11 protein-coding genes are annotated in these 20142 nt (G+C 59.6%); 5 read left to right on the forward strand and 6 right to left on the reverse strand.

Annotation, left to right across the window (positions count from 1 at the left end):
* Window positions 1–197: 197 nt before the first annotated feature.
* The 6 genes from AC3WP4_RS11985 to AC3WP4_RS12010 form a co-directional block, all read right to left on the reverse strand.
* Window positions 198–1517 carry an MFS transporter gene (locus AC3WP4_RS11985; protein WP_074879592.1) on the reverse strand — a complete coding sequence of 440 codons (1320 nt, stop codon included), beginning with the start codon at window positions 1515–1517 and terminating at the stop codon, window positions 198–200.
* A 281-nt stretch (window positions 1518–1798) separates the two neighbouring features.
* Entirely contained in the window at window positions 1799–3130 is a 1332-nt protein-coding gene (locus AC3WP4_RS11990; RefSeq protein WP_074879590.1) for a sigma-54-dependent transcriptional regulator, read from the reverse strand.
* Window positions 3124–4890, reverse strand: a complete 1767-nt coding sequence (locus AC3WP4_RS11995; protein WP_102615355.1) for a sensor histidine kinase — start codon at window positions 4888–4890, stop codon at window positions 3124–3126. The genes AC3WP4_RS11990 and AC3WP4_RS11995 overlap by 7 nt, the downstream gene beginning before the upstream one ends.
* Window positions 4891–4970: 80 nt before the next feature.
* Window positions 4971–7703, reverse strand: a complete 2733-nt coding sequence (locus AC3WP4_RS12000) for an RHS repeat domain-containing protein (RefSeq protein WP_102615356.1) — start codon at window positions 7701–7703, stop codon at window positions 4971–4973.
* Window positions 7700–12268 carry a SpvB/TcaC N-terminal domain-containing protein gene (locus AC3WP4_RS12005; protein ID WP_102615357.1) on the reverse strand — a complete coding sequence of 1523 codons (4569 nt, stop codon included), beginning with the start codon at window positions 12266–12268 and terminating at the stop codon, window positions 7700–7702. The genes AC3WP4_RS12000 and AC3WP4_RS12005 overlap by 4 nt, the downstream gene beginning before the upstream one ends.
* 236 nt (window positions 12269–12504) lie before the next feature.
* Window positions 12505–14028 (reverse strand): fumarate hydratase, encoded by a 1524-nt coding sequence (locus AC3WP4_RS12010; protein ID WP_008156025.1) that lies wholly within the window; start codon window positions 14026–14028, stop codon window positions 12505–12507.
* A 383-nt stretch (window positions 14029–14411) separates the two neighbouring features.
* On the opposite strand from AC3WP4_RS12010, the gene AC3WP4_RS12015 reads away from it, so the two are divergent.
* The 5 genes from AC3WP4_RS12015 (at window position 14412) to AC3WP4_RS12035 (ending at window position 20137) form a co-directional block, all read left to right on the forward strand.
* Window positions 14412–15518 carry a GGDEF domain-containing protein gene (locus AC3WP4_RS12015; protein WP_102615358.1) on the forward strand — a complete coding sequence of 369 codons (1107 nt, stop codon included), beginning with the start codon at window positions 14412–14414 and terminating at the stop codon, window positions 15516–15518.
* Window positions 15511–16446 (forward strand): iron-sulfur-binding ferredoxin reductase, encoded by a 936-nt coding sequence (locus AC3WP4_RS12020; RefSeq protein ID WP_102615359.1) that lies wholly within the window; start codon window positions 15511–15513, stop codon window positions 16444–16446. Before AC3WP4_RS12015 ends, AC3WP4_RS12020 begins: the two co-directional genes overlap by 8 nt.
* Before the next feature lie 29 nt (window positions 16447–16475).
* The gene (locus tag AC3WP4_RS12025; protein ID WP_102615360.1) at window positions 16476–17225 is read left to right on the forward strand and encodes an enoyl-CoA hydratase-related protein; all 750 of its coding nucleotides are present in this window, start codon (window positions 16476–16478) and stop codon (window positions 17223–17225) included.
* Between the two features lie 341 nt (window positions 17226–17566).
* Window positions 17567–18832: a delta-60 repeat domain-containing protein gene (locus tag AC3WP4_RS12030; RefSeq protein ID WP_158242627.1), complete on the forward strand. Its 1266-nt coding sequence runs from the start codon at window positions 17567–17569 to the stop codon at window positions 18830–18832.
* A gap of 66 nt (window positions 18833–18898) precedes the next feature.
* Window positions 18899–20137 carry a hypothetical protein gene (locus tag AC3WP4_RS12035; RefSeq protein ID WP_102615362.1) on the forward strand — a complete coding sequence of 413 codons (1239 nt, stop codon included), beginning with the start codon at window positions 18899–18901 and terminating at the stop codon, window positions 20135–20137.
* The last annotated feature ends 5 nt before the right edge of the window (window positions 20138–20142 follow it).

Consider the following 20142-nt stretch of genomic DNA (forward strand, 5'->3'; position numbering starts at 1 on the left):
AGCGATGAGATCCTAATAATGTGGGAGTGAGCCTGCTCGCGATAGCGGTGTGTCAGGCAACCAATTTGTTGTCTGACACACCGCAATCGTCGGAACGCCGCCCGGAGCAGGCTCACTCCCACAGGGTTTGGGTTGAGGCAAATAAATAGGGGCAGACCCGTTAAGGTCTGCCCCTGTTTTTTATTGCGCGGGCGGGATCAGTCCGTCTCGATCCGCGAGTGTTTGCGGGTGTCTTTCATGGTGATGTACACCAGCAACGACACCGCGATGCACGCCGTGACATACCAGTAGTAACCGGTTTCCATGCCAATGCTCTTGAACCACAGTGCGATGTATTCAGCGGTGCCGCCGAAGATCGACACGGTCAGCGCGTACGGCAGGCCGACGCCCAGCGCGCGGATTTCGGTCGGGAACAGTTCGGCTTTGACCACCGCGTTGATCGAGGTGTAGCCGCTGACGATGATCAGCGCCGCCATGATCAGGAAGAACGCGCCCCACCAGGTTTGCACGGTGTGCAGGGTGGTCAGGATCGGCACGGTGAACAGCGTCCCGAGGATACCGAAGGCAATCAGGATTGGCCGGCGACCGACTTTATCCGAGAGTCCGCCAACGAGTGGTTGCAGGCACATGAACAGGAACAGCGTGGCAGCCGAAATAGTGGTGGAGTCGGAGATGCTCATGCCGACGGTGTTCACCAGGTATTTCTGCATGTACGTGGTGTAGGTGTAGAACGCCAGGGTGCCGCCCATGGTCAGGCCGACCACGGTCATCAGTTCCTTCGGATGGCGCATCAAGGTGCGCATCGCGCTTTCCTTGGCCTTCTCTTTCTTGGTGAACGACTCGGTTTCTTCCATGCCACGACGCAGGTACAGCGCGACCACGGCACACAGCGCGCCGATGGCGAACGGGATGCGCCAGCCCCAGGCGTACAATTCTTCAGTGGTCAGGGTCTGTTGCAGCACGATCAGCACTGCCAACGCGATGAGCTGGCCGGAGATCAGGGTCACGTACTGGAAGCTGGAGTAGAAGCCGCGACGATCCTTGGTGGCCATCTCGCTGAGGTACGTCGCCGAGGTGCCGTACTCGCCACCGACCGACAGGCCTTGCAGCAGGCGAGCGAAAATCAGCAGGATCGGTGCGCCAATGCCAATGGTTTCATACCCAGGGCTCAGGGCGATCAGCAGCGAGCCGAAACACATCAGATACACCGAAGCCATCAGTGCTTTCTTGCGACCGGCCTTGTCGGCGTAGAGGCCCATCAACCAGCCACCGATCGGGCGCATCAGGAAGCCCACGGCGAAGATCGCGGCGGTGTTCAGCAGTTGCGCGGTGGTGTCGCCTTTGGGGAAAAAAGCCTTGGCAAAGTACAGGGAGAAAGCGGCGTAGACATACCAGTCGTACCACTCGACCATGTTGCCGACAGAGCCGCTGAAGATCGATTTGATGCGACTGGCAGTGGTTCTTTCTTTGGCCGGCAGGGCAGCCGAACCAAGGGGCAGGGTGTTGGAGTTATCCATTGAAGGATCCTCGTTTAATTGTTTTTGTGGAGCGCGTTGAAACGCAGCCTGCTGGGGCTATAGCAGGAGATGTGCCAAGGGGAGGAGGGCCGGTTTAGAGGGGGTTTGCAGCTTGAGTGAGCGGAAATCCGCTTATGGAGCGTTGGGTGACAAGCGGATTTACGCCGAATCTGATCGTTCCCACGCTCTGCGTGGGAATGCCTCAACGGACGCTCCGCGTTCGGCTCTAGATGGGACGCGGAGCGTCCCGGGCTGCATTCCCACGCGGAGCGTGGGAACGATCAGTCGTGCAGGAACATCTCCCGGGTCAGGCCATGGCGCTGCATCTTTTCATTGAACGTCCGGCGCGGCAGTTGCAGTTCTTCAAGCACCGCTTTCACATCCCCCTTGTGCCGGGTCAACGCCGCGCGCAAGCAATGCGCTTCAAACGCTTCCTGCTGCGCCGCCAGTGACTGGCCGGGGTCGATCCCCGCCGGTTCCGGCTCGCCCAGGCCCAACACTTGTCGCTCAGCGACGTTCGCCAATTCGCGCACATTGCCCGGCCAGTCGTGGCTCAGCAGGTGGCTCAACTGCGGGCCGCTCAGCGGTGGAAACGTGCGTCCCAACCGTTCGGCGGCATTTTGCGCGAACGACTCGAACAACAACGGAATGTCTTCACGCCGCTCGCGCAACGGTGGCAGCCGCAACTCGGCCACGTTCAACCGATAGGCCAGGTCCTCACGAAAACGTCCGGCCCGGGCTTCGTCGAGCAAGTCGGGTTTGGTTGCGGCGATGATCCGCAAATCCACGCGGATGCTCTGGTTCGAGCCCAACCGCTCCAGCTTCTGCTCCTGCAACACCCGCAGCAATTTCACCTGCTGGGCCAGCGGCATGCTTTCGATTTCATCGAGAAACAGCGTGCCGCCATCGGCGTATTCGAGCTTGCCGATGCGTTTGCCCGAGGCGCCGGTGAACGCGCCGCTCTCGTGACCGAACAGCTCGGCCTCGAACAACTGCTCGGGAATTGCTGCGCAATTCAGCGCCACAAACGGTTTGTCGGCACGCGGACCGAAGTCGTGCAGGCACCGGGCAACCAATTCCTTGCCGCTGCCGGTTTCACCGCGAATCAACACATTGACCGGCAGCGACGCCAGGTCCAGCACTTGCCGACGCAGCGTCTGCAACCCACGGGACACGCCCAGCAACGTCGCATCGAGTTTGGCGCGGTTGTCCGCCTGCTCATGCAGGGCGCGGTTTTCCAGCACCAGCCGCCGCTTGTCCAGTGCGCGGCGCAGACTGCCGAGCAGGGTTTCGGGGCTGAAGGGTTTTTCCAGGAAGTCGTAGGCGCCATCGCGCATCGCTTCGACCGCCATCGGCACATCGCCGTGACCGGTCAGCAGAATCACCGGCAAGTCGGCATCGCGGCGCTGAACCTCGGCCAGCAGTTCCAGGCCGGTCATGCCAGGCATGCGCACATCGCTGAGGATCACCCCGGGGAAATGCTTGGGCAGCTGCGCCAGGCACTCATCGGCGCGGCTGAACAACTGCACCTCGAACCCCGACAGGCTCAGCCATTGTTCGACGGCACTGCGAATGCTGCTTTCGTCGTCGACCACCATCACGGAATTCAGCATGAGCCAGGGGCCTCCAGGTCGATGGGCAAGGTCACGGTGAACACCGCGCCGTTGGCATGATTGTCGGCGCTCAGGCGTCCGCCCGATTCGTGAACGATGGCAAAGGATACGGCCAGCCCGAGGCCCAGGCCATCACCCACCGGTTTGGTGGTGAAGAACGGATCGAACACGTTGGCCAAGTGCTCTTCGGCAATGCCACCACCATTGTCAGAAACTGTCAGGCGCCAGAGTTGTTCGTCGGCTTCGAGACGGATTTCCAGGCGTTTGCACGGTTTGTCCTGCATGGCGTCCAGGGCGTTGCGCAGCAAATTGATCAGCACTTGTTCCAGGCGAATCGCATCGCCACGCACCCAGGCCGGACGCGTCAGATGCAGCACGGTGCTGATGTGTTCGTCACGCAGGCGCGCATCCAGCAATTGCAAGGATTGATCCACCACCGCCGCCAAATCCAGGCGCTCACGCAGCCCGCTGGGGCTTTTGCGGGCGAAGGTTTTCAGATGGCCGGTGAGGGCCGCAATGCGCGTCAGCATGTCATCCACCGGTTTGAGCGCCTTGTAAGCGTCGTCGACCCGACCGTGATCGAGCAGCAGCCTCAGCGTGGCAAGCTGCATGCGCTGGGCGGTCAGCGGCTGGTTGATTTCATGAGCCAGCGCGGCAGACATCTGGCCGAGAGCGGCGAGTTTGGCCGACTGCACCAGACCGTCTTGGGCGGTGCGCAGGTCGCGGGTGCGTTCTTCCACCAGTTGTTCGAGCTCTTCACGACTGCGCTGGCGCAGCTTGGCCAGACGCCAGCGCTGATTGAGGAACAGCAACAGAAACACCACGGCCAGCCACAACCCGGCGGCGGCGAGCCCGGCGTTGCGCCTGTCTTCGAACGCGATTTGCGGGCGACGCAGCAGGTGCAAGGTCCAGCCTTCGGTGCTCAGCGGCAGCGATTCCCACAGGTAATTCGCCGTCCCGCCAGGCCCCACGACCCGCGTCAGGTCACTGTTGTCATCGAAGCGCCGCACCGATTGATATTCGAGCGGTGTCAGCGGTTGTTTGTCGTATTGACGGGTGGCCTTGAGTTCGGCGTGATCGCTGTCATTCAGCGGTTTCAACAGGCGATAGCGCCAGCCCGGCTGGTTGGCGATAAAAACAATCCCGCGTGCATCGCTGACCAGCAGCGTGTCGCTGCCCTGACGCCACTCGCGCTCCAGTTCCGGAAATTCGAGTTTCACCACCATTGCACCGAGGAACTGGCCGTCGTCACCTGTGACCGCGCTGGACAGGAAGTAACCGGGAATCCCGCTGGTCACGCCCACCGCGTAAAAGCGCCCGGTGCCCTGGGTGCGTGTTTGGCTGAAATAGGGGCGAAAGCCATAGTTGTGACCGACGTAACTGCTGGGCAAACGCCAATTACTCGCGGCCACCGCCAGACCGGTGCGGTCCAGCAATTCCAGGGTCGAGGATTGCGCCGCGCCGTTGATCTTTTCCAGTTTGCGGTTCAGTGCGTCCTGCTGTTCAGCGGACACCGAACCCTTGAGCGCGGCGCGTAACTCCGGGTCCAGCGCGAGCACGGCCGGCAGGGCGCGGTAGCGGTCGATCAGGGTGTGCAGGGAATTGGCGTAGAGCGCCAATTGCTGATTGGCGCGGGCGGCGTCTTCGACCAGCGCCTGGCGTTCGGTGTGGCGCACGGCAAGCCCGGCGGCAAAGATGGCGCCCGCGATGATCAGCAAGATGTAGAGCATCAGTCTCAAGGCGCGAGAGGTTACAAGCATGCTTTTGGCAAATATAGGTATTCGGGCGGGCACGATAGCATGTGGCCCTGAACTTGTTTCAGGGCTTGTGCTTGGTTGAGCTATACCGCTGTGAACTTCCTGGAGTTTGAATGAAGCACGGACCGTAGATCATTCAACACTTTGATCCTCTTGTCGGTTTTCTCTGCGATTCGTTGTTGCGTATAACCGCCAACTTCGGTCCTGTTGAACTCATCAAACCTGGCCACCAGCCGGCGTTTCCCCCGTTCCAACGCGCCGATCATGTTGGTGATGTCGTTATCCTGCGTTGTGACCTCGTCTTCAGTGAGATCTGTTCCTGCTGCATTCACTTCGAGAATGATGGGTATGGCTTTTAACCCGATTTTTAGAGACGTCCCCACGACTGGGATTAAACCCAGCCCCAATGACGTCGCTTTTTCGGCCACCTTTACTTGTCCGCTTGTTGTCTTGAGTTTGGCCCATGAGTCGCGGATGTCATAATTCGAGAAGTCCGAGTTGATATCGGCCATCACCTCACTATGGTTCAGCCGGCCCGGCTCCAGGCTTACCGAGGTGTTTAAGGCGGTTTTTTTTCCGATGGATTCCATAGCCTTTCCGATGGCTTTAGAGCCTGCTGGCCCTGCCAGCCCTCCTACTACTCCCCCTGCAACCATACCTAAGGGCCCCCCGATGCTCCCTATCGCAGCACCAATACCTACACCGGTAAGGTGAGAGGCAACGCGTTCGGCCAGAAAGTACCCTGTTCGCTTGCCACTGGACACAGCATGTTCTTCGGGTGATCGGTGATTGAGGATTTGCTGCTCGACATCACGTGCGCCCTTGGAGACTGCATCCAGCAGTTCCAGGTGTTTGTAAATTTGCAAGTCAAATCTCCTGCTTGGGTCACCGAAGGCATTTGCAGCTTTGAATTTCGCCGCGATACCGAACGCCAACTTGAAGCCACCTTCATGATCGCAATACGTCAAAGGATTATTCCCTACCATCGCATACAAATTCAGCCCATCCACATCCCCCGCCGGGTCAGCACTCACCCAACGCTGCAACCACGGCGCGTAATAGCGCGCGCCGTAGTAATACAGCCCGCTGTCATCCATTTCCTTGCCCGAATAGCGGATGGTTTTGTAGTCGGCGTCCACCTCGCTGCCCCGCGCGTACCAGGCCGTGGCGCCGAACGGGTAATAACCTTCCTGGCTGATCACCTGTGCATTTTGATCGAGCTCCAGCGTGGAGGAACCCAGATGGTCATCGACGCTGTAGCGCACTTGATCGGCGGCGATGTTCGCGGGTTGGCCGCTGACCCAGTGCAGGCAACGCACGCTGCCGTGCCCACCGGGCAGGGTGATCACGTGCAGTTCTTCGCCGTTGTCACGGGTGCGGATTTCCAGGCCCGGCAGGTAGATCACTTCCTGGAAGTGAGTCAGCGAAGGTGTGTGGGTTTCATGGCGTTTGAACACGCGCACGCCCTGGCTGTAGCGGTAGAACTCCTGGTCATTGGCGCCGTTGTCGCGTTTGACCAGCGTCACCGATGCCAGTTGGTCCAGGGTGTTCCACGTCAAGGTCTTGCCCGGCTGCAAGTGCTGGAGGTTGCCATGAACATCGAACAACGCGGGGAAAACTGGGACAGGATCTCCCTCTTTCCAGCGCACGCCGCGGTTGCTGGCAGGGTCGATGAACATCGCGCGGGTATGTGAGGCACCCGCCCGCACGTGCCGCAGTTCGATCAGGTTGTTACCGGCGTCGTACTCGTAGTGTTGCGTGTAGTTAAGCCGATTGTTCGGATCCCCAGGCAGGGGCCGCCCCGGAACATCCGACGGCGGCGCATCGTCGTAACCGCTGGCGCGGGTCAGGCGGTACAGCGAGTCATAGGTGAAATCGCGGTGGCCGTCGACCAGCTGGTTGGCGAAATGGATCGGCTGGAAGGTATGGTCTTCAAGGCGGGTGATGTTGCCGACACGATCATAGAAATATTCCAGGTCTTGCAGCGCCTGCTCGGCTTTTTTTTGTGCCCGTTGCGTGGACAGGCGCCCATCGGCCGGGTCGTAGGTCCAGGTGCTGAGCACCTCGTTGCCGGCGCGTTGTTCGATGATCTGGCCGGCGGCGTTGTACTGCGCGTCTTGCAGAACCGGCTGCCAGTTCGGGCTGTCTTTGATCCGCAGTTCAACCTGCTTGAGCTGCCCGGCGATGTCGTAGCGCGACTGTTGCTGATGCTCACCGGCATCGGTCTGGCTCAGCACCGTGCCCAGTGGGCTGAAGGTGCGACTGCTGACGTAGGGCTGGTCCTCGGCCAGGGTTCGGGTTTCGCGCAGGGGGTGTCCGAGCAGGCTATAGCTGTCGAAACTCAAGGTGCCGGAGCGGTCGAGTTGCCCGGTCAATTGGCCGCGCAGGTTAAATGCGGGATCGGCGGAGTCATCGGCATAGAAGGTTTCGACGTTCGGCTGGCCATTTTCCTCGACGGCAATCGGCCGCAACTGACGGTCGTAGGTGGTGCGCCAATGATTGCCGCGTTGGTCCCAGCGCTGGAGCTCTTCCCCCGCCAGCCCCGGCAGGCTCAAACGCCAACCAGCATCAACGGATTCGACTTTCAGCGGTTCGCCGGAGAGACCGTAGACACTGCTCATGTTGGGGACGATACCGAACAGTCGCGGGTCCCATTGCTCCAGCAGTCGCCCGGCAACGTCGTAGCGCTGGCGGCCGATCATTGGTTCCACGGGGCCGGCAGCGACCTTGCGCAAGTACGCGACCTGGCGAATCGGCAAGCCCCGACTATCGATGACCGTCAGGTTCGGAGTGCGCCAATCAACCGAGGTCGTCATGGCTTGCCTGCCTTCAGTTCTCCTTCCGGCGGCGCAACGTAGGTGTCGTTGAAATCCAGGCTGGTGGTGTACCAGGGATGGATAATTTCGAACGCGACATCTCCTTTGGCGTTGATGACTTTGTACAGGCGACCCAGCACGTCGTAAAAGTTCTGATCGTGATGGCCGAACTCCCGGAAGGAATGGTCATTGATATAGCAATGTCCATCGGCGAAATAAGGGCGAAATGCCCGAACGGCTAACCCCTTGTTGTTGTATTCCACACGTTCGCTAACGCGCCAGCGCGGATCGGCGTGCGCGACCTTGGGTTTGCCGTCTTCAATCACCAGCTCACCGTTGACCACCACAAACGCCAGCCCCGGTTCGACCAACTGTTTGGTCTGCAGTGTCCGGCCGAAACCGTCCACAAAGACTTTGACGATCTGGATTTGTTGCAGCTCATCATCCCAATAGCGGTCGGCGGTGAGGACGACGCTGTGCACCGGTTCGCGGGGCACCGTGCGGATCAGGTCGAGCAGCGCTTGTTCAGGCGCGGTCAGGGACTTGAGCCGGGACAGGCGACGGCGGGCGCTGGCACAAATGTGCAGGCTGGGTAGCACGTAACCCTGGGCGATCCAGGCGGCCAGCCAGTCAGGTGTCTGGCTGACGGACGGGGGGAGTTCGCCCATCCAGCTGAACAGGTCCTTGCGCAATACGCTGGCTGCTTTTTGCAGGGCGCCTTTGGGATCTTCGATGGCCGGGTCTGGACGATGGTCAATGGGACGTTCGTGTTCGTCGAGGGGGCGAAAACCAACTTTTTCGCCGCCTTCAGTGCCATAAAAACTGATGGCAAGGGGTTGTCCGGACGGCTCGTAAAGGGCTTCCTCGACATTGTCATTGGCATCGAAGCGGCGCATGAGTTGCAGCGCGTGGTAGTCATATTCGAAACGGGCTTCGCACAAGTCCGGCTGGGTGATGCTTTTCGGCAGCAGACAGTAGGCGTCGTATTGGGCTTTCGTGATGCCGTAGCTGGGGGGTTCGTTGTACTCCATCACTTTGTAAAAGCTATCGAGCTTGCCGTATTTGGCAAAACCGTACCGCGACGACCATAGGTTTCTCTCCTCGTCCTCTTCCTGGTCTGCCTCTGGGTCTACCCCCAGCACCAGAGGCATGGCCGAGTAACCGATTCTTTCCAGTTCGACCCGAATATCAAGCGACGGCACCGTGTCATAGGCTTGCAGTGCGGTCTTGTCCAGTTGGGCAATTTCCATCGGCGCCCGCAGCGCCTCGAAATCCGCCTCGCCGTCGGCTAGCAGTGCCCGGCCGTCAGTCTTGAAGTAGCGATAGACCGACTGCGTGGTCAGTAGCCGCTGAGCGACCCATTCGGGCGAGGCGTACAGTTCGAGCAAGCCCTCATAAGAAATGTCTGCGGGAGCGAGTCCCCCGGCGGCTGGCTTCTTGGGCAGTACCAACGCATTGCCCCGTTGCAGATAGGGCAGACCCAGTCGCCAGCCTTGCCAGCCTTGCCAGTCCTCCAACTTCTGCAAATGAATGAACTTGGCGCGGGTTTCGTTCAGGTAATAGGACTGTTGCGCCGGGTCATGGGCATCAAGCCACCATTTCTGTTCATCGACATCGTCAAAGGGCGGTTCATCCTGCTCGGTCCTGCGTCGTGCATAGCTAACCGTGATGGCATGCACAGGCAGCCCGAACTCGTCGTGGCTCAAGGTGATTTCATGTCGGCACAGCGGGTCATTCACGAAGCGTTCGTACTGGTAACTGATCGTTTCCAGTTGCAAGGGCAGCATGACCGGGTGCGCGTCATGGTCTGCCTTTTTGCGCTGTTCGCGAACCTTGTAACGGCTTTCCTCCACCGCGAACGGCACCGCCGTGGCCAGGTCATCGTCGGCGGCGTAGGTCTCCACGCGCAACACCGAACCGGCGAGGGCGTTGGCGATTTCGTGGGCGGTGGCTTCGTCGGGCGGCGGGATCGGCTCATCGAAAGCGTCGTTGTGGTGGTACTGGCAGAACAGCGTGGGTTTCAAATCACAGGCTTCGGAGTCACGGTTGAAATAGCCATCGCGTGGCAGGTCGATTTGCCGTCCGGTGTGGAACCAGGTGCAGACCAGCGCCGGGGCGGTAAAACCGGTGTCGTCTGCCCGTGTGGCCGTTTCGCTGTCGGTCTGGCGCAGCAAGCCAAAGCCGCGAAACTCGCGGTTCTGGCCATCGTAGTAACCCTGCAAGTACTGGAAAAACTGGTTCAGGCAGTTGCCGGTGATTTCATCGAGCTGGCTTTGTTGCTTGACCACGGGCACCGGGAACGGCAAGTAGGAAATCGGCAGACGTTTGAACTTGAGTATCCGATTCTTTTCATCCAGCCATTCCTGCGCCGAACTGCGATACACCACCTGGGTGCTGCAGCCCATGTTGTTGTTGCTGGCGACCAGCATGTACGGTTTGGCGCTGACGAAATCGTAGCGCCAGTGCCGTGGTTTCATGTGCGGCACGGTCAAGATCAGGCTCGCGCACCCCAAACCCTGCAAGTCGGCGAGGGTGACCTGGCACAGGTTGTCGTAGCGGATTTCTTCGGGCCACGGCACCGTTACGGGGATTTGCTCCAGACCATTGCCGCCGTGATTGAAATAGATCTCGAAACAATCGGACTTCAGATAAATCAGTGCCGGTGCACCGGAGCCGTCCAGGTCGGCAATCCGCACCCGCGCCGCGTCGAATGTCGCGTAGTCGAAGGGTAGGGCACTCATGACGAAGCCTTTGCCGAACCGACCGTGACCAAGGTTCGGCCAGCATTTGATTTCGTCGTGGCGGATGCGGCACAGCTCGGTCATGTCGCTGCCCAGTAAATTGCCGAGCAACACCAGTTCGCTGCGAGCGTTGCTGAACAGCGGCAGGCGATCGGTGTCCGGTGTGTGCTCGACGTCCTGGCCCGGCGCGAAACCTTCCTCACGCCGATTGGCGTACAGGCGCACGCTGCGCGGGCCGATCAGTGCCATCGAGCTGAGCCCGTCGCCCATCAAGTCGCCAGACTGTGTAAGCGTTTGGAAAAACTCTACCGGGAATGCTGTAAAGGGAATGAACCCTGACCAGCTGCGATCGGGGTTAAGGGTGTGGAAACCGCTCATGCCGGGGGACGCGAGGATCCAGTCCAGCCGGCCGTCGCCGGTCAGGTCGGTCAACGCCTGATAGGTCGGTTGATTGCGATCGGCTACGGGAATTCGCGACAGTTCTGTCCAGGGACCGTAGTGGATGTCATCGGCACCTGTCAGCGCGCGCAAGGGTTCGCGGTAATACCAGCTCTGGTCGTAACGGCAGAGAAACCCCGGCACACCTTCACCGAACAGATCAACGCATTGATGAAGCGCGCCGTCCTCGATGCCGGGCATGTTTTCGAACGGGAAAAACGGACTCGACTGCTTGTTGAGTTCGAACTCTGAATAGTCGAAAACCACCGGCGGCATGTTTTCCACGGCGCCGCTGGCGTCGTATGACTGATAGTGCGCTTTTTTCAGTTGGTTATATGTCCGGTGAGTCGTAGGGTATTCCAGCAACAATCGCCGAACCAGCACAGGTTTCGGACCTAAGTGCTCGGGGAAATGGTGAAACATCAAGACCTGATGGCACAGGCGGCGGGTCCCTAGTTCAAATCCGTAGGTGTAGCTGTGGAAGGGATCGCTGCGCAATTGCCACTCACCATGACCATTGCCGGGAGCATCGAACGGCGGGCCGTAGATCGGCTTCTTTTCCAGGTCGAGGGTGCGTTCGCCGTAGTCGAACAGCAGGTGGAAATGCCAATCCAGGCTCGCCGGGTTTTCCACTGTCCAGGCATACAGGTCTTGGCTGGCCTTGGCATTGCCGTAATACACCCGGTGCAGGTAACGCTGGGCACGATAGTCGTGTTTGTCCTCCGGGGTGTTAGCCTGATCCTCGGGCTTATAGTCGAAACAGATGTGTTCGCCATGAGGGTTCATGCTTTCTAGCAGCAACCACACACCGATACGCAGCGCCGCGACAGGGTTGGTTGTGTCTATAGGTTCGGCGCGCCGCGAAGCGTCGGTCTTACCGTAGACATGCAGGCTGCCATCGGCCCCGTGCACCAGCCAGAAGGGCGGCTTTTCCTCCGGTTGCCACAGCTCGATCAGATCGAACGAACTCTCGACCCGCGGCCAGTAGCGCACAACGTCGTGCTTGCCAATGGAGAGGCCGCGATATTCGGTTACTTCTCTGGACGTTGGCTTGCCCTCGGCATCCAGCTCGGGCATCAACTCCTCGCCGCCAGGGCCGACCATGATGTCGGTGGCGAGGTAATCGGGCACACCCTTGCTGGTCTGGCGAGTGATGGCACTGGTCCCCAAACGCCAGCCAATGCCGAACGGACCGTTACCGCCCTGGCTGTCATAGCCCAGCGCCATGGCGGGGTCGAAACCGCGCCCTGCTGAAAGGGGCAGCGGCAATTCGAATGAAGCACTGCCCGTTACGCCGACCGATCCCCAGTTTTTGCCGATCGTGGCAATGGAAGCGCTCTTGGCGATCGAGGGTTCAGTGATGCTCAGGGACGCTTGCTCTTCCATGGGGCTGATCCTGTATCGGCTTTGCGCTCTCCCATAGCAACGGAGTCGCGTGATGGAGCGACGCTAACAAAATCAGGGGAAGGTGTGACCTGTCACATCTGACAGGTGGGGCGGGGTTTTCTAGACCGAATATGTTGAAAAACGCTGTGCGTTATAGCGAATGGTAAAAATGGGGCGCAAAAAAAACGGCCGGGACATCTGAAAGACGACCCGGCCGTATGGGCAAGCTCAAGCGTTTACTGCACTTCTACCGCCAGGCTTTCACTGATCTTTTTCTGCCAGATGGCAGGACCGGTGATGTGTACCGACTCGCCCTTGCTGTCGACCGCAACAGTCACAGGCATGTCCTTGACGTCGAACTCGTAGATCGCTTCCATGCCCAGTTCGGCGAAAGCCACCACGCGGGATTTCTTGATGGCTTGCGCCACCAGGTAAGCCGCGCCGCCGACTGCCATCAGGTAAACGGCTTTGTGGTCCTTGATCGCTTCGATCGCAGTGGGGCCGCGCTCGGATTTGCCGATCATGCCCAATAGGCCGGTTTGCTCGAGGATCTGACGGGTGAACTTGTCCATCCGCGTCGCGGTGGTCGGGCCGGCAGGGCCAACCACTTCTTCGCGCACCGGATCAACCGGGCCGACGTAGTAGATGAAGCGACCCTTGAGGTCCACCGGCAGGGTTTCACCCTTGTTCAGCATCTCGACCATGCGCTTGTGCGCCGCGTCGCGACCAGTGAGCATCTTGCCGTTGAGCAGGACGGTTTCGCCCGGCTTCCAGCTCTGCACGTCTTCCGGGGTCAGGGTGTCGAGGTTGACGCGACGGGCCGATGGGCCGGCTTCCCAGACGATTTCCGGGTAGGCGTCCAGCGGTGGCGCTTCCAGGGAGGCCGGGCCGGAACCGTCGAGCACGAAGTGCGCGTGACGGGTGGCGGCGCAGTTCGGGATCATGCACACCGGCAACGAAGCGGCGTGGGTCGGGTAATCCATGATCTTCACGTCGAGCACGGTGGTCAGGCCACCCAGACCCTGGGCGCCGATGCCCAGTTGGTTGACCTTCTCGAACAGTTCCAGGCGCATCTCTTCGATACGGTTGGACGGGCCGCGCTTTTTCAGCTCGTGAATGTCGATGGATTCCATCAACACTTCCTTGGCCATCACCGCGGCTTTCTCGGCGGTGCCGCCGATGCCAATGCCGAGCATGCCCGGTGGGCACCAGCCGGCGCCCATTTCCGGAACGGTTTTCAGCACCCAGTCAACGATCGAGTCGGACGGGTTGAGCATGGCCATTTTCGACTTGTTCTCGGAACCGCCGCCCTTGGCTGCCACGTCCACTTCCACGGTGTTACCCGGAACGATGGAGTAGTGGATAACGGCCGGGGTGTTGTCCTTGGTGTTTTTACGAGCGCCCGCCGGGTCGGCGAGGATCGAGGCACGCAAGACGTTTTCCGGCAGGTTGTAAGCCCGGCGCACGCCTTCGTTGATCATGTCGTCCAGGCCCATGGTGGCGCCATCCCAGCGTACGTCCATGCCCACGCGAACGAAGACGGTAACGATGCCGGTGTCCTGGCAGATCGGGCGGTGGCCGGTGGCGCACATCCGCGAGTTGATCAGGATTTGCGCCATGGAATCACGGGCCGCTGGCGATTCTTCGCGCAGGTAGGCTTCGTGCATCGCCTGGATGAAGTCAACGGGGTGGTAGTAGGAAATGAATTGCAGGGCGTCGGCAACGCTCTGAATCAGGTCGTCTTGCTTGATCACGGTCATGAGTCGCGCTCCTCTAAAAGACGGGAACATTCAATAAGGTGCTTGCAGCTTGGGTGCATCGGTCGGTTGCAAGCACCTTTCAAGGCACGCCGGGGCTGCTGGCGCGACGCTAAAAAGGCGCGGCAGTATAGCGCGCCTCGGTTCCGGGCACACCCGCCGACAGTCAATCGTTGGTCGCATAAAGGCAGGTGCGGTTTTTTTGCTTTTGTGGCGAGGGAGCAAGATCCCTCGCCACAGGATTATCACTTCTTTGGGTCATGCCTTTGACGCCAGTTTTTCGCCCTGAAAATTGAATGGTCATTTATCAGGCACGCAACTAAAGTGGCATTCGGTCTGTAGAGTAGGACACTCAAGCAGCCTCCCTTCGCACGGTGAGTCAACGATTGACCCATAACGCCATCCAGCGCTTGTTGCTCAAACGCTTCGCCCTCGCAGCCGGCACTTACGCCCTGGCTTTGGTGCTGTTGTGGCTGGCGTTTTTCACCGGCCATTACGAGCAATCCCTGGCCAACGTGGCCATCGGCAGTGCGCTGGTCGTCATCAGCCAGGCCGCGTTGTTCGTGGTGTTTTACAGCGGCTGCAACCTGCGTTTTTCCGACCCCAGCCTGACCGAAGTGCAAGTGTTGCTGGGGCTGGGTTGGCAAACCTGGCTGATCGCCCATCTGGACGAGGCACGCGGCGCGTTCCTGGTGTTCTACGTGCTGATTCTGCTGTTCGGCTTGTTCCATCTTTCACGCTTTGCCTTCTTGCGGTGCGCGCTGTTGGTGTTCGTCAGTTTCAGTGCGATCACGCTGTGGGAGGGTTACCACTTTCAGTTACCTGACCCGGCACTGGCCGCGTTGCAGGTGTGCGTGCTGCTCATCGTGCTGGTCTGGCTGGAGCTTTATGCCCGTCACGTCCAGGCCTCCCGTCAACGCATGCGTCAGCGCCGATTTGCCTTGCAGGCGCATCAGGACACCCTGCGCGGGATGATGCGCCAGCTCGAAGACCTGGTGGCCACCGACGAGCTGACAGGGCTGTTCAATCGCCGGCATTTCCTGCGCCTGGCCTCCCGTGAGCTGAAGGCCATGGACGCCGATGTCATGCATGGCCTGGCACTGATCGACCTCGACCATTTCAAGCGGATCAACGATGTGCACGGCCATGCCGCCGGTGATCAGGTGCTGCAAGCCTTTGCCGCCGTGGCCACCGCCTGCTTGCGCGATGGCGATGTCCTGGCCCGTTACGGTGGCGAAGAATTCGTCGTGCTGTTGCCCGATTGCAACGCCGAGCGCCTGACCTCCTGTTGCGAGCGGCTGCGCATTGCGTTCACCGATGTGCAATTGATCGGACTCGACGTCGCCCATCTCAGCTTGTCGGCGGGCATGACGTTGCTCGAACTGGGCGACGATCTCGATGAAGCCTTGCAGCGTGCCGATCAGGCGCTTTATCGCGCCAAGCGTGACGGCCGCAATCGTTGCGCGGCCGCGTGGGAGAACGTCGATGCCTGAGTTACGGGTCGGCGAACGCCAATGGTCGGTGGCGGCGGGCAGCAACCTGCTCGATGCGTTGAATCAGAACGGCGTGTCGGTGCCCTACAGTTGTCGCGCCGGCAGTTGCCATGCGTGTCTGGTGCAATGTGTCCAAGGGCTGCCGAGCGACAGCCGCCCCGACGCCCTCAGCGCAGAGCAACGACAGCAAGGTTGGCGCCTGGCGTGTCAGTGCCAGGTGGTCGAGGACTTGCAAGTCCACACGTTCGATCCGCTACAGGACGGCCGCCCGGCCGAAGTGGCGGCTGTCGATTGGTTAAGCGCCAACGTGTTGCGTTTGCGCCTGATCCCCGAGCGTCCGTTGCGCTACAGCGCCGGGCAGCATCTGGTGTTGTGGGCAGGCAATGTGGCGCGCCCGTATTCATTGGCCAGCCTGCCGGAAGAAGACCGTTTTCTGGAGTTCCACCTCGATTGTCGCCAGTCGGGGGAATTCAGCGATGCGGCCCGTCAGCTGAAAATCGGCGATGCGCTCCGCCTCGGCGAACTGCGCGGCGGAGCGCTGCATTACGACCCGGACTGGAACGCCCGACCACTTTGGCTGCTGGCCGCCGGCACGGGGTTGGGCCCGTTGTTCGGCATCTTGCGAGAAGCGTTACGGCAAGATCACCAAGGTGCCATTCGCGTCATTCACCTGGCCCATGATGCCGAGGCGCATTACCTGGCCAAACCCCTGCAAGCCATGGCCGCCAGCCGCGCGAACCTGAGCATTGAGCTGTGGACAGCGGCCGAGTTGCCCGAGGCTTTGGCGCAACTGCGGCTTGTTTCACGGCAAACCCTGGCCTTACTCTGCGGGGCCCCTGACAGCGTCGACGCCTTTGCCCGGCGCTTGTACCTGGCGGGATTGCCGCGCAATCAACTGCTGGCGGACGTCTTTGTTCTGCGCGGTTGAGCGCTGATTTTTCAGACGCGAGACCGACCATGAGCGATGCCATCCAGTTTGAACGCGAGCGCGGCCTGCTGACCCTGCGCTTCAACCGCCCAGACAAGAAAAACGCCCTGACCCGCGCCATGTACAGCCACTTGGCCGAAGCGCTGAAACTGGCGGATACCGACCCTGAAATCAATGCCGTGCTGATCACCGGGACTGCCGAGTGCTTTACCGCCGGCAACGACATCGCCGACTTCATCCAGCAACCGCCGGGCAACCTCGACAGCCCGGTGTTTCAATTCATGCTCAACCTGCTCGAATGTCGCAAACCGGTGATTGCCGCCGTGGCCGGTGCAGCCGTGGGCATTGGCACGACGATGTTGCTGCATTGCGATCTGGTGTATGTCAGCCGCGATGCGCGCCTGCGCATGCCGTTCGTGAATCTGGGGCTATGCCCGGAGTTTGGTTCCAGCCTGATCCTGCCGCGGTTGCTCGGGCAGGCCAAAGCGGCGCAATTGTTACTGTTGGGTGAAAGCTTCAGCGGTGAACAAGCCGCACAGTGGGGGATAGCGACCGAAGCCTTGGACAGTGGCGAAGCGGCGTTGGCCAGGGCGCGAGAGGTGGCGTTGCGTTTCGAGTCGCTGCCGCCGGAAGCGGTGCGCATCAGCAAGCAATTGATGAAAGCCGCGGACCGCGAACAACTGCGCAAGGCCATAGAAGAAGAGAGCGCACAGTTCACCCAACGGCTGCGCTCGGCGGAAGCGATTGCGGCGTTGACCGGGTTCATCAAACGGCATTGATTCTGCGGTGACTGGGCGGGCCTCATCGCGAGCAGGCTCACTCCCACATTGATCTGTGGCGTACACAAAATCCGAGGCCAGTTCAACCAAACCCCTGTGGGAGCGAGCCTGCTCGCGATGAGGCCAGGTCAGGCAAATACACATCCCGGATCAGAAACCAAAAAGCCCCGCCATTCACATGGCGGGGCTTTATGCGTATGTGCGCCCAAAACCTGAAAAAACACGGGCCGTCTACTGTCAAGTCTGACAGTAGACGGCCCCCACCTTCACTGTTCAGATGCTCTGACCCGGCGCAGTCCTTTAACCCCCCGGTGATCATTCATTATTTGAAGGAGAACACAATGTCAGCACAAGACCTGCTCTCTGGCACGCTCGATCCTGCCTTTGGGGTAAACGGCAAGGTCCACCTTGACTTCGACGCAGCGATAAGCGCCACCATCAAGGGACTGACTGTGGCGGCCGATGGAAAAATCTATTTCACCGGGAGTTACATCGCTAACGAACATGCCGGATATATGCTCGGACGCCTCAATGCCGATGGATCGCCTGACCCGACATTCGGCACCCATGGTCTTGTCATTGACTCGTTCGCAGGTGAACCCGACTCCGCTGGCAGTACCATTACCCTTCTTGAAAACGGGAGCATTCTTCTTCAAGCCTCAACCCGTGTAGATCTGTACCTCGCGTACGTCCCGGCGTTGGCCCGCTACAACCACAACGGCAGCCTTGATCCAGATTTTGGCACTGGGGGTAAAGTGATCATCGACACCCCGCTTGCCACTGCCATTGACCCACCGGATCAAACGGCAATGACCCCGACACGCCAGGCATCAGACATTGCCCAGGTACTTCCCGACGGTAAAATCCTGGTATGCACCTATCGTCCCCGGGTAGGAGCGATTTTCAGACTCCAGAGCAACGGTTCACTGGATCTGAGTTTCAATGGTGTTGGCTACATTACCTTGAGCCACCCTGACGCACCTGATCAGCCGGTATTGATTGACAACGTATTGCTTCAAGCAGACGGCCAGTACCTGGCCTGTGGCAGTTTTAACCAATCAAAAAATGCTTTTGTCGCTCGTTACAACACGGACGGCAGCCTGGATCGCACCTTTGGTAAAGACGGCTTCGTTCTCGTTGCCTCCTCTCCCTCTGACGACAAACGCCTGCGCTTCACACAGATGTCGATGCAACCTAATCAACGAATTCTCGCTATTGGCGAAGTTCTCTCCACTCCCTATGAAGGCGTGATGGTGAGTCTTGAGCCAGATGGAAGTCCAAACATCCAGTTCAATGGCGCGCGCCCGGTTTACACGCAACTGGACGATAAACCGACCAGCTGGGTAGGTGCTGCGATGCAAACCGACGGGAAGATCGTCGTGGCGGGAGCCATACAGGGTTCAGACGCCATTCACTTCGACGGCGTTGTCGCTCGTTTCCAGAGCAATGGCACCCTGGATCCTGTGTTCAACGGATCGGGTTGGGCCCGTACCGGTTTCGACAAAGGTGATGGTGTCACTGCAATGACGCTGCAGACCGACAATAAGACGCTGCTCGCGGCTGACGATCAATCGCAAAAATCAGCCATCCTGCGTTACCTGGCGTAGCCCTTCACCCAGGCCCGAAAGGGCTCGGGCACGATTGTCATCATCCTCAGTCGGGAGAGCAGGACCATGTCCAACGTACACAACCAGTCACCTTTAGCTTCTGGCGATCTAGATCCCGGCTTCGGCGATGGCGGCCGAATTTACTTGAGTGTTGAAGGCTATGGCGAAACTGTAAAAATACAACCCGACAATAAAATCGTCGTTGGATTTCGCACTGGCCCCGGCTTCGGGCTGGCTCGTCTCCAGCCAGATGGCTCGCCAGACATGACCTTTGGTATCGATGGATACGTCATTGGAGAGTTCGGCCAGGATAACGAGATCACCCCGGTGACTGATCTGCACCTGCTGCGCGATGGTCGAATTCTACTCGTCGCAGAGAAGACGACATCAATGCGCACGTACCCGGCACTGGCCATGTTCCATCGCGATGGCAGTGCAGATACGACCTTTGGCCAGAACGGACAACAAATCGTCCAGCTCAAACCTGCCGGACAAGACGAGCTGCAAACAGGATTCTGCCGCCATTCAACGGTGTTGGCCGGCGATAAAATACTCCTGACACTCACCCCTCAAAGGATAGTGAACGACCGATACGAAGGGCTGCTGATTCGACTTGAACCCAATGGTTCTCTGGACACCACATTTAATAGCGGAGGCTATGTCCCTGTCCCTTACAAAGACACTGGGCTGACGACGCTTGAAGGTGTTGCCGTGCAAGCCGATGGCCGTTACCTGGTCGCCGGTACGACGCGAATACGTACACACACGTTCAGTTTTATGACACGGGTTCATGAAAACGGGGGCATCGACGCGACATTCGGAGAGCTAGGTTATGCCACGGTCGAGATTCCAGGGGTAAACACTTATCTGGGACCGATAGCCCTCACCCAGGACGGCAAAACGGTCGGCGCAGGACATCTGGGCGGGGCGTGGTATACCGGCCGTGGGCTTCTATCGGTTATCGACACCGAAGGCCAACCGGATGCGCAGTTCAACAATGGAATGCCTGCCCTGCTGTCCATCCCGCAAATGGATGTGATCTGGCGCGATGTCATTGTCCAGAACCAACACCTCACACTGGTCGGCGGCGGCCAAACATCGGAAGGCATAACCCGGTATGCCATCGCCCGCTACCTGCCCTCCGGACAATTGGATAGTCGTTTTGGACAAGAGGGCGTTATCCGAGGGGAACCCAGGGTATCTATCGCTGCGGCAACGCTACGACAGCACGACGCGAATATCATCACCGTCGGTACCACTGAAGGTAACGGTGAACGTGTGACGGTCAGTTGTTATTCAGGATGAGCCGG

It is taken from the genome of Pseudomonas sp. FW305-20 (assembly GCF_058788075.1).